The 11,829-nt window shown below is 67.9% G+C and carries 9 protein-coding genes; all 9 read right to left on the reverse strand.

Annotated elements, in window-relative coordinates; all coding sequences use genetic code 11:
- Positions 1–71 precede the first annotated feature (71 nt).
- Positions 72–3,560, reverse strand: coding sequence for a carboxylic acid reductase (car, locus tag NA11_RS15935; RefSeq protein WP_069162674.1), 3,489 nt, complete (start codon positions 3,558–3,560; stop codon positions 72–74).
- 123 nt (positions 3,561–3,683) lie between these two features.
- Positions 3,684–4,829: a galactonate dehydratase gene (gene dgoD / locus NA11_RS15940; protein WP_069162675.1), complete on the reverse strand. Its 1,146-nt coding sequence runs from the start codon at positions 4,827–4,829 to the stop codon at positions 3,684–3,686.
- Positions 4,826–5,581 (reverse strand): SDR family NAD(P)-dependent oxidoreductase, encoded by a 756-nt coding sequence (locus NA11_RS15945; protein WP_218023314.1) that lies wholly within the window; start codon positions 5,579–5,581, stop codon positions 4,826–4,828. Before NA11_RS15945 ends, dgoD begins: the two co-directional genes overlap by 4 nt.
- A 17-nt stretch (positions 5,582–5,598) precedes the next feature.
- On the reverse strand, positions 5,599–6,543 hold the full coding sequence (locus NA11_RS15950) for a sugar kinase (protein WP_069162677.1): 945 nt from the start codon (positions 6,541–6,543) through the stop codon (positions 5,599–5,601).
- A 19-nt stretch (positions 6,544–6,562) separates the two neighbouring features.
- Positions 6,563–7,168 carry a bifunctional 4-hydroxy-2-oxoglutarate aldolase/2-dehydro-3-deoxy-phosphogluconate aldolase gene (locus tag NA11_RS15955; RefSeq protein WP_084654655.1) on the reverse strand — a complete coding sequence of 202 codons (606 nt, stop codon included), beginning with the start codon at positions 7,166–7,168 and terminating at the stop codon, positions 6,563–6,565.
- Entirely contained in the window at positions 7,158–8,057 is a 900-nt protein-coding gene (locus NA11_RS15960; protein ID WP_069162678.1) for an SMP-30/gluconolactonase/LRE family protein, read from the reverse strand. The genes NA11_RS15955 and NA11_RS15960 overlap by 11 nt, the downstream gene beginning before the upstream one ends.
- Before the next feature lie 30 nt (positions 8,058–8,087).
- On the reverse strand, positions 8,088–9,143 hold the full coding sequence (locus tag NA11_RS15965; protein ID WP_069162679.1) for an ABC transporter permease: 1,056 nt from the start codon (positions 9,141–9,143) through the stop codon (positions 8,088–8,090).
- A gap of 7 nt (positions 9,144–9,150) precedes the next feature.
- Entirely contained in the window at positions 9,151–10,656 is a 1,506-nt protein-coding gene (locus tag NA11_RS15970; protein ID WP_069162680.1) for a sugar ABC transporter ATP-binding protein, read from the reverse strand.
- Positions 10,647–11,696: a substrate-binding domain-containing protein gene (locus NA11_RS15975; RefSeq protein ID WP_069162681.1), complete on the reverse strand. Its 1,050-nt coding sequence runs from the start codon at positions 11,694–11,696 to the stop codon at positions 10,647–10,649. Before NA11_RS15975 ends, NA11_RS15970 begins: the two co-directional genes overlap by 10 nt.
- Positions 11,697–11,829 lie beyond the last annotated feature (133 nt).

An 11,829-nucleotide genomic window follows, 5' to 3' on the forward strand; every position in this document is an offset into this window, starting at 1 on the left:
CCCATCTGTCGCGAACGCCACGGTGGCGGGAACCGCCGCCTGCGCCGGCGTGCGGCGCAGGCGGCTGTCACTCAAAGCAGGCCGAGGTGCGCCAGATTGGTGAGGTATTTCCGGATCGACGGTTCGGTGATGTGCGGGATGTCCTTGTCAGGGCCGATGTTCGCCTCCTGAACGGCGGCACGGAAAACATCGGCCGGGGCGAAACTGCCGACGGTCGGGGGTTGCGGGTTGGCGTAGTTGTGCAGGAGGGGAAGGAGGGAGTGTTTGCGTTGCCGTTCGGGGAGGGCCCGAAGTTTCGTACCGAACTGGTTCAACCACACGTCGTACTCGGCGATACGAGTGATCGGGCTGCCCGCCTCGATGAGCCAGTCGACGAACGTGTCGAGACCGATGTCGTCGTGGTGCGGGTTCATGACGTGGTAGGTGGAGAATCCGTCGCGCAGACCGAGTTCCGCGACCGCTTCGGCGATGAAGTCGACGGGCAGCCCGTCGAAGTGCGCGGGTTGGCGCAGGCTTGCCGCATCGGTTTGGTAGAACGAGAAAGGTGCTATGCCGGTGGCGGCCAAACTGAGTAGCAGCCTGGTGAACATGTCGGGGACATTCAGCTGGCCGACGTAGGCGCCGTCGACGAGGATCATGTCGCAGCGAAAGACGCTGACCGGCAGGTCGTACCGCTCGTTCGCCTCCCGCAACAGCACCTCCCCCGCCCACTTGCTGTTGCCGTAGCCGTTGGCGTAACTGTCGTTGATCGCACGGGTCGCGCTGATCGTCCGGATGTCGGCGTCCTCGACGAACCGGCCCTGCTCGATTTGGTCGCCGACGCCGACGGTCGAGATGTAGTCGAAGATCTTGCGCCGTCCAGTCAGTGCCAGCCGGATGAGCTCGGCTGTGCCGACCACGTTGGGCCCGAACAGCTGGCTGTACGGCAGCACGTGGTTGACCAATGCGGCGCAGTCGACGATGAGGTCGACGCTGTCGGCCAGGCGCTGCCAGGTCGCCGCGTCGAGACCGAGGTCGGCCTCGCCTTTGTCGCCAGCCACCACCTGCAGATGCCGATCGGCCAATCGCCGGTAGTGCTCGAGTAGCCGCGGGTCCCCGCTGTCGAACACCTCGTCGAGCCTGGCGCGGGCCGCGACGTCGTCGGTCGCGCGGACCAGGCAGATCAGCGTGCCGTCGACCGTGTCGAGCCGCTCGAGCAAGGACAGCGCGAGGAAGCGGCCGAGGAATCCGGTGGCGCCGGTGAGCAGCACGGTGCGCACCGAAAAGTTCGGTGCGGGAAGCGCTGTCGCGGCGTCGAGGGTCGCGCGGTCGAGGAATTTCGCCAGTGTCAGGTCCTCGGCGCGGATCTCGGTCGCACCGGCGCCGTGCACGCCGGCGAAGGTCGGCCGCTCGCCGGATTCCCGCGCCAAGTAGGCGGCGAGGGCGCGCAGATCCGTTGCCGGACTGACGATCACGCCGACGGGCACCTCGACGCCGAGGATCTCGTGCAGCGTGCTGCCGAAGGTCAACGCGGACAGCGAATCACCGCCGAGGTCGGTGAAACGTGCGTCAGGGCGCACCTCGTCGACGCCGATGTCGAGCAGCGCGGCCGCCGCCCTGCACACGGTTTCCAGCACCGGCCGGTCGGCGGCCCCGGCACGCAGCGCGCGCAATTCCGCCGCCTGTCCGGCGGCCAGCCGCTGGTAGAGGTCCTCGAGCTGGTCGCTGTAGCGCTGCCGCAGCGCCGGTCGTGCCAGTTTGCGGATGCCGGTGAGCAGACCGTTCTCGACGGTGAACGGCGTTGTCTCGACGAGGAAGTCGCGCGGGACCTCGTAGGACTGCAATCCGGCATCGGCGGCGACCGCGCGCAGCGACTCGGTGATGAGCGGACCGATATCACCGGAATCCCGTTCCAGCACATCCGCTTCGGGGACAACCACCGCCAACAGATAGGAGCGGGAGCTGTTTCCGTAGACGTAGATCTGGTGAATCACCGGACTCGCCGAGTAGGCGGCTTCCAGCTTCGACACCGTCACGAACTCACCCTGCGACAGCTTGAGCACATTGTTGCGGCGATCCACGTAGCGGAGCTCGTCGGGCCCGAGTTCGGCGACCACGTCACCGGTCCGGTAGTAACCGTCCGCGTCGAACACCGCCGCGGTGACTTCGGGTCGCCGATAGTAGCCAGGAAAGATGTTCTGGGTCTTCACCAATAGCTCGCCGCGCGGGTGCGGCCGGTCGGTGCGGAAGTAGCCCAGTTCCGGCACATCGACGAGCTTGTAGTCCAGCACCGGCGGGCGCATCACCCGGCCGTCGACGAAGATGCCGCCCGCCTCGGTGGAGCCGTAACCGTCCGGCAGGTGGAAGCCGAGCAGTGCGTCGGTGAACTCGCGCACCTCGCCGGAGATCGGCGCCGAGCCGCTCACCGCGCCGAGTACCCGGCCGCCGAGCAGATCTCGGCGCAGCTCCGCCAGCAGGCCAGGGGTGCGCGCGGTCCGCTCGGCCGGGTCGATGCCGTCGAGTGCCCGCTGATATTCCTGATACAGCAGATCCCACACGCGCGGCACGAACTGCAGCTGGGTCGGCCGAGCCAGCGTCAGATCCTCCAGGAAGGTCGAAAGATCGCTGCTGGCAGTGAAATAGGCGACGCCGCCGCGGGACAGGGTGCCGTAGAGGGTGACCCGGCCCATGAGATGGCTCATCGGCATGAAGTTCAGCGTGATCCATGGGCCTGGCGCGTGTTCGGTCTCCCCGAAGCCGAATCCGGAGCGCCACAGATTCCCGACCAGGCGCTCCGAGTACATCGCGCCCTTGGGCGTTCCTGTGCTTCCCGAGGTGTAGATCAGCAGCGCGAGCCGCTCGTCGTCCGGCGCATCGTCCGTGGGAACCGCGCCTGTGGCGCCTTGTTCGGCCAGTCCCGCAAGGCTTTCCAGCGCGACATCGGAGCTGGCGAGCCGCTCGGCCGCGGCCTCGTATGCCTCGCGCTGTGCGTCGATGTCTGGCCGATAGTCGAAGACCACGATCAGCTCCGGCCGATGCTCGGCAGCCGCGAGTTCCACGGCCGCCGCGAGGTGGTCGATGCTCGCGGCGAGCACCCGCGGCCGCGACTCGGCAACGATGGGCAGCAGGCGCTCCGCGGGCGAACTGGACTGCAACGGGACGGCGATCGCGCCGAGCAGCGTGATCGCCAGGTCGAGCACGGTGTACTCGACGCTGGTGAAGCCGAGCGTCGCCACCGGATCGCCAGGTCGAACCCAGCGGCGCCCGGATCCGGCACCGGACAGTCCGGCCGCGACGGCCGCGACTCGCTTGCCGAGTTCGGCATAAGTGGTCTGCTCGTATGCCGGCAGCGTATGCAGCGATGTTCGGCCGGAGGCCGGATCGGTGAACGCATGTGTGGCGCGCGCGGCGACGGCCGGGCGGTCCCCGTACTCGGCGAAGACGATCCGGAGCAGATCCGCCAGGCTTCCGGCGGGATTCTGAATCCGGGCGGTGATCACGGGGTCGGGTTGCGCCTCCGCGAACTCCTTGTCCGAGACGGACAGGTCATTGATTCGTCGAGCTACCTCTACATCTGTCATCACGTGTCTCTTCCTGACCAGCGGGTTGGAACAGCCATGCTCTTAGTTCTGCTAACTATCTAAGAGCGAAGCGTACTCCCCACTCGATGGCCTTGAAAGACCTTGCCCACTATCGCGTACTGGCTACCATTCAGCGAACGAACCGTCCTTGCGCTGCCAGATCGGGTTGCGCCACCGGTGACCTCGCTCGGCGGCACGGGCGACCGCGTTCTCGTCGATGTCGATGCCGAGCCCCGGCCTGCGGAGCAGGTCGACATAACCGTCGCGGTACGCGAACACGGTGCGATCGACCAGGTAGTCGAGCAGGTCCGATCCGGTGTTGTAGTGGATGCCGAGGCTCTGCTCCTGGATCAGCAGATTCGGCGTGGCGAAGCCGACCTGCAGGCTGGCCGCCAGCGCGATCGGGCCGAGCGGGCAATGCGGCGCGAGCGCAACGTCGCGGCTCTCGGCGAGCGCGGCGATGCGGCGGACCTCGGAGATGCCGCCCGCGTGCGACAGATCCGGTTGCACAACGGCCACGCCGCGATCGAGCACGGTGCGGAAGTCCCAGCGGGAGAACAACCTCTCCCCGGTGGCGATGGGAATGCTTGTCGCGCTGGTGATTTCGCCGATCCGATCGCTGACCTCGGGCACCAGCGGCTCTTCGACGAAGAACGGCAGATACGGCTCGAGCAGCGGCAGCACCCGCCGCGCCATCGCGACGGACAGCCTGCCGTGGAAGTCGACCGCGATATCGAAGTCGTCGCCGGTGGCCGCCCGGACGGCGGCGACCCGGTCGACGATGCCGGTGGTCGCGCGCGGGGTGTCGATCGGGTCCAGTTCGGCGGAAGCGTTCATCTTGATCGCGGTGAAGCCCTGCTCTTGTCGTTCGAGCGCGGCCTGCGCGACATCGTCGGGCCGGTCGCCGCCGATCCAGCTGTACACCCGGATCCGATCGCGGACCGCGCCGCCGAGCAGCTGCCAGACCGGGACACCGAGCGCCTTGCCGGTGATGTCCCACAGGGCCTGGTCGATGCCTGCCACCGCACTCGACAGGATCGGACCGCCCCGATAGAAGCCGCCTTTGGTGAGCACCTGCCAGTGCGCTTCGATGCTCATCGGATCCTTGCCGACGAGGTAGTCGGCGAGCTCGTCGACGGCGGCGGCGACGGTGTGCGCGCGGCCCTCGATCACCGGTTCGCCCCAGCCGGTGATGCCCTCGTCGGTATCGATGCGCAGGAAGCACCAGCGCGGCGCGACCAGATACGTGGTCAGTGCGGTGATCTTCACCGAGACTCCTTTCGTACGCTCCAGCCGCCGTCGACGACCAGGTTGGCTCCGGTGATGAAGGACGCGTCGTCGGAGGCGAGGAAGGCCACCGCGGCGGCGACCTCCTCCGGCGCCCCGAGACGGTCGAGCACGGTGGCGCGCGCGGACAGCCTTCGCCCCTCTTCGTCGACGTCATCCCACACGGGCGTGAGCACCGGGCCGGGCAGGATGGCGTTGAATCGCACTCGGGCGGAGCCGTATTCGACGGCGAGCTGCCGAACCAGCGCGGTCAGACCGCCTTTCGCCGCGGCATACACCGGATAGCCGGGCAGCCCGAACTGCGCGTGCACGCTCGAGATCGCGACCACGTTGCCGGTGCGCGTGCGCAGGTCGTCGATGAAGGCGCGCACGCCGAGGAACAGCGGCGTCAGATTGATCGCCAATCCCTCGTCCCATTGGCGCCTGGTCAGCTCGTGCGCGGGGATGGTCTGCTGCATGGATGCGTTGCTGCACAACGCATCCAGCGGGCCGAACAGCTCGTTGACCCGGTCGCGCAGCCGCGCCCACGACTCTTCGTCCGACACATCGCACCAGACGAACTCGGCACGCTGGCCTGCCGCGCGAATCTTTGCCGCGACCTCCTCGCCAGCGGCTTCGGCGATATCGGCGACGACGACCGAAGCACCCTCGGCCGCGAGCCGCTGCGCGGTGGCGGCGCCGATACCCGATGCCGCGCCGGTGACGACCGCGACCCGATCTGCCAGACGACTCAATGGTTTTCCCTTCGTGGTCATCGTTGAATGTCGGCGCCTGCGAGCAGGTCGAGCTCGCGGCGCAGCGGCAAACCCGCCCAGTCGCCCTGCACGGACACCGCGAACGCGCCGCAGGTGGCGGCCAACCGCAGGCGCTGCCGGACCGAGACGTCGTCGAGGAACCCTGCGAGATACCCGGCCACGAACGCGTCACCGGCCCCGACCGGATCGACCATCGTCACCGGGACCGCGGGCTGCCGGAACTGCCTGCCGCCGTGCAGGGCGAGCGCACCCGCCGCGCCGAGCTTGAGCACAACCTCCGACGGGCCAAATGCGGCAAGGGCTTCGGCCATCGCGGCCGGACTCGCGGTTGGCACAAGGAGCGCGGCCTCGTCGAGCCCGGCGAAGACGATGTCGGCGCGCGACACCAGCACCGAAAGCTCGGCGGCCGCCGCCGATCTGGACCACAGCGCACTGCGGTAGTTGACGTCCAGCGACACCGGAACGCCCGCGCCGAGCGCCGCGTCGAGCGCGGTGTGCACCGCGTCGCGAGCAGACGCACTCAATGCCGGTGTGATGCCGGTCAGGTGCAAGATGCCTGCCGCGGCAACCTGTTCCGGATCGATCTCGGCCGCCGACAGCCGGGAGCCCGCCAAACCACGCCGGTAATAGGTGACCCGGATCCGGTCCGCGGTGCGGCGTTCCCGCAACATCAAACCGCTCGGCAGCTCCGGGTCGATCCGGCAGCGGGACACGTCGACGCGTTCGGCCCGCAGCCGGTCCAGCACCATGGTGCCGACCGCGTCGTCGCCGACGCTGCCGATCCACGCGCTCTCGTGCCCCAACCGACGGACGCCGATGGCGACGGTCGCTTCGGCGCCCGCGAAATCCATCCGCATCGCGGCGCCGGGTGCCAAAGGTCCCGGCGCGGTCGCCGCGACAACACCGACGGCCTCGCCGAGCGTGATCAGACTGCCCCTCATGACATTCCGCTCCGATCGCTCAGCACAGCTGCTCGCGCAGGACGGACGCACGGTCGCGGAGTGCGTCGAGATCGCCACCGGTGCAGGCGTCGCCTAACAGTGGCGAGCCGATGCCGAGTGCTGTCGCGCCCGCGTCGAGGTAGGCCATGGCCTCGTCCAGGGCCACTCCGCCGGTGGGCACCAAGGGAATATCCGGCAGCGGGGCACGGATGGCTTTCACGTACTCGGGTCCGCCTACCGAGGCAGGGAAGACCTTCACCATGGTGCTGCCTGCGGTCCAGGCCCGATGAATCTCGGTGGGGGTCAACGCACCTGAGATCACCGGGACACCCAGTCGCCTGCCCTCCGCGATCACTTCCTCGCTGACGATCGGCGTGATCAAATATGCGGCACCGGCAGCGACCGCACGGCCCGCATCGGCGGCGGTCAGCACCGTACCGACGCCGATCGAATGCCCCGGGTAGTCCCGGAGCGCATCCAACGCACCGGCACTGGTGAGCGTGAATTCCACTGCGGTGATGCCGCATTCGTGCAGTACCGCGGCCACTTCGGCGAACCGATTCGCCGTCGGCGCCCGCAAGATCGCGATGACCGGCGTCTTCAGCTGCAACAGATCATCGGCCATCGCTACCCACCAACCCCGCGTCGGCGTAACGCATGCCGGGCACGCCGACAACACCGGGGATGCAGGCGAACAACCGCCCGGCGTCGGGCTCGTCGGCCGCCACGCCCTCCTTGGCGGTGGTGATCACCAAGACGTCCAAGTCCGGCCCGGCGAACACGCAACTGGAAACCTGGGACGGGCCGACGTCGATCACCGCGCGGCGCTGCCCGGCCGGGTCAAAGGCGTGCACCTGTCCCGCACCCCAGATCGCCACCCACACCCAACCCTGGGCATCCACGGTCAAGCCGTCCGGCTCGCCCGTTTCGAACCGCACGAACGGCCGTCCCGCGCCCAAAGTGCCGGTGGCAAGGTCGTATTCGAAGGCGTCGATCCGTTTCGTCGGACTGTCCGCGTAGTAGAGGGTGGCGCCGTCCGGACTCCAGCCGAGACCGTTGGAAATGGTGACACCGGCTCGCACCATGGCCAGTGCGCCGTCACCATCGATCCGGTAGAGGGCGGCGCTGCCCTGGACGCCGTCCTCGGACATCGTTCCCGCCAGCAGACGGCCGCGAGGATCGACCTTCGCGTCGTTCATCCGACGCCGAATCCCGTCGTCCGGCAACGGTATTGCCGCGACCGTGGTGACCTCGCCATCCTCGTCGAGCCGCACGACCTCGTCGCCCAATGTCGCAACCAGCGCGCCGGACTCGCACGACACCACCGCACTGACCGGCGGCGCCAAGCTGATCGTCGCGCGATGAACGAGGTCGAGGCCCGCCCGATCGAGCGCTGCACGATGAATATGCCCGCGCCGGATATCCACCCACCGCAGTTCATTGCCGTCCCACACCGGGCTCTCGCACAGTTGCCCCGGCGGCGGCGCACACGGCCGCGCCCGCATTGTGATCATCGTTCCTCCTGAGATATCGGCCAGACGGGGCTAGGTCGGCAACCCGACCGCCCGCTCACCACTGCGTCGCTGCTGAATCACCACCGCGGCCACCAGCAACGCACCCTGTGCCACGTTCTGCCAGAACGTGTTCACACCAACCACATTCAGCCCGTTGTCCAGCGCACCGAGCAGCACGACGGCAAGCAACGTGCCGCCGACCGTCCCCTTGCCGCCCTTGAGCGCACACCCGCCGAGCGCCGCCGCGGTGATCGCCTTCAACTCCAGACCCTCACTACCCGACACCGGCTGTCCCGATCCGGTCCGCGCGGTCAGGATGATCCCCGCGATCGCGGCGACCACACCGGCGAGCACGAACACCGCGATCAGATACTTGTTGATGTTGATGCCGGAAAGCCGTGCGGCAGTGTCGTTCCCGCCGATGGCGTAGATGTTGCGCCCGATATCGGTGTACTTCAGCAGCACGTGCACGCTCAATGCGACGATCGCGAGGATCAGCACCGGCACCGGAAGTCCGGCGATCTTGCCGCGCGCCAGGAAGATGAACACATCGTTGTCCAGCACGAAACCCTGCGCCTTGCCGCCCGAGATCAGTTGGGCCAGACCCTTGTACGCGGCCAGCGTGGCCAACGTCGCGATCACCGGATTCACCCGGCCGTACACGATGATCAGCCCGTTCACCGCGCCGAGCAGCACGCCGACGCCGATCGCGGCGAGGACGCCGAGCACCGCGTTGCCCGAGGTCGCGGTGAACGCCATCGCGCTGATCACCGAGGCGACCCCGGCCTGCGAACCGACCGAGATATCGAGCGCCCCGCAGATGATCACCACCGTCTGCACCACGGCGAGCAGGCCGAATACCGTGACCGCGTCGCCGATTCCGGCCAGGTTCTTGGGATCGAGATAGCCGTCGTTGAGCGAGCCGAAGATCGCGACGATGACCGCGAGTGCGCCGATCAGGCTGAGATTTCCGGGTCCGATCGCGTGGAGCACCCGTCGCGGGGTCAGTGCCGCGAAGCGGTTCGGCGGGGGCGATGGCGCGACAGTGACTGCCGCAGGCTGTACTTCGAGTTGCTGCTCGGTCATTGGTTTCCTAGAGATGTGAGAGATCCGCGGCCATCGCCAGCGCGAGAATGGACTCCTCGTCGGCGGCGCTGCGGTCGAGTTCGCCGGTGACCCGGCCCTGCTGCATGACGACGATCCGATCGGCAAGGCCGAGCACTTCGGGCAGTTCCGAGGAGATCACCAGCACCGCGACCCCGGCCTCGGCCAATTCCTCGATGACGCGGTAGATCTCGACCTTCGCGCCGACGTCGACACCGCGGGTCGGCTCGTCCAGGATCAGCACCTTCGGCTTGCGGGCCAGCCAGCGGGCCAGCACCACCTTCTGCTGGTTGCCGCCGGAGAGCTTGCGCACCTCCTGCTCGATCGAAGGCGTACGCACCCGCAAGGATTCGACATAGCGCTCGGCCAGCCGACGCTCCTCCCCCACCCGGATGAACCGCAGCCGCCGCAACCGGTCGAGCACGGCGAGCGAAATGTTGTCGCGCACACCACGATGCAAGAGCAAGGCCTGCGCCTTGCGCTCCTCCGGTGCGTATCCGACGCCGGCCCGCACCGCGTCCCTCGGCTGCCGCAGCCGCAACTCCTTACCGTCGATCCGCACGGCGCCGGAGCGAATCGGTAGATCACCAGCCAACGCGCCCGCCAGTTCGGAGCGGCCGGCGCCGACCAACCCGGCCAGCGCGACCACCTCACCCGCGCGCACCTGCAGGCTCACCTCGTGCACGTCGTCGGTGGTCACCGCGTCCACCTCGAGCACGACCCGGCCCGGCGTGCTCGCCCTGCGGGTGAACAAGGTGGACAGGTCGCGTCCGACCATCATCCGGACGATCTCCTGGTCGTCGGTCTCCGCGATCGCCTTGACGCCGACCAGCGCACCGTCCCGCAGCACCGCGACCCGATCGGCGAGCCGGAAGATCTCCCGCATCCGGTGCGACACATAGATCACCGCGAGCCCGCGCTCGCGCAACCGCCCGATCAACGCGAACAGCGATTCGGTCTCGTGATCCGACAGCGACGAGGTCGGCTCGTCGAAGGCGATCACCTTCGCGTCGGTGGTCAAGGCCCGCATGATCTCGACCAGCTGCCGTTGCGCCGCAGTGAGTTTCGAACCCATGGTGGTCGGATCGAGATCCCGGTCGAAGCCGAGCCTGGCCAGGTCGGTGCGCATCCGCTCGTGCAGTGCCGCGCGGTCGAGCATCCGGCCCGCCCGCCGCGGCAGCGCGCCGAGATAGACGTTCTCGGCGACCGACACGTGCGGCACGATCTCCGGTTCCTGGCCGATCACCCGGATCCCGGCCGCCCGTGCGGCGGCCGGGGTGGCCTGATCGAGCAGCACACCGTCGAGTTCGAGGCGGCCGCCGTCCGGTCGGTGATCGCCGCCGAGGATCCGGATCAGCGTCGACTTCCCCGCACCGTTCTCGCCCATCAGCGCGGTCACCGCGCCCGCGGGAAAGTCGAGGCTCACCTCGCGCAGCGCGGGCACGCCTGCGAAATTCTTGCTGAGGCCGGTGGCACGCAAGCCGGTCAGCTGCATGGGACGCCGACCTGCTGCCACGTGCTCGCGTCGACCATCGTCGTCGGCGCGAAAGCCTCCGGCGGCATGGCCTTCCCGTTCTTCAAGTAGTCGTAGATCGTCTGCACCGCCAGCGCGCCGACGTCCTTGCCGTTGATGAACAGTGCCGCTTTGAATCCGGTCGGCTTGCCGCCGCGCCATTCCTTGCAGGCCAGGTAGGCGCCGAGGCCGACGCCGAGCACGTTCTCCGCGGCGTATCCGGAGTTCTGGATGGCCGCGACGCCACCGCTGACGTTCTCGTCGTTGCAGCCCATGACAATCCAGTTCTTCACCGACCGATTGCCCGCGACGGTCGCGGAGATCTTGTTCTGCGCGTCCGACGGTGTGTTGTCGGTGCCGACGTCGATCACCCGCACGTCGACGCCCGCGGCCGCGCGGAAGGCTTTCTTGTTCGCCTCGACGCGGTCGGTGCAGACCGTCACGTCCTGCTTCCACGCATCGACGATCGCGGTCTCCTCCGGCTTCCAGCCCGCCTTCTTGAAGTCCTCGCCCGCGCGGCGGCCGACCTCGGTGCCCATCTGCGTTCCGCTGAACCCGACGCGCGGAACCAGTTGGTCCTTGGCGCATTTCGCCGGATCTGGTCCGGTCGTGCAGACCTGGTCGTCGGAGGTGAGCAGGGCAACGCCACCGGTCTTGGTGAGCTGGGCGACCTGCGGGCCGACCGACGGATCCGGCACCACCACGATGACGCCGCTGGCCTTCTGGTTGATCGCGTTGTTGACCTCGGTGACCGCCTTGTTCGCGTCGTTGCCCAGGTTGACGACCTTCAGATCGATCCCGAGTTCCTTGGCCTTGGCCTTGGCGCCGTCGGCCTCGCCGATGAAGTACTCCTGGTCACCCTGTTTCTGGGCGTAGACCAGGCTGATCGGACCCGTCTGGTGCTGCGGGCCGGTGGCCGCCGAGTCGCTTTCCTTGCCCGACGAGCAGGCGGTCGCGACCAGCGCGAGCGACACTCCGCACAAAACGGCACTGGTCCAACGTCGTCGATGGGTCCAGGACATGGGGCACTCCTAGGTGATCTGACGCATACTCGCGTCGCAAAGTGATGTGGGTTACAGTAAGACTTCCGCTAACTGTTGTAAATACTGTTGGCCGAAATCGTTCGGTATGGTGGCGACCACTCAGGGAGGAGCC

It is taken from the genome of Nocardia altamirensis NBRC 108246 (assembly GCF_001612685.1).
Classification (GTDB): Bacteria; Actinomycetota; Actinomycetes; order Mycobacteriales; family Mycobacteriaceae; genus Nocardia; species Nocardia altamirensis.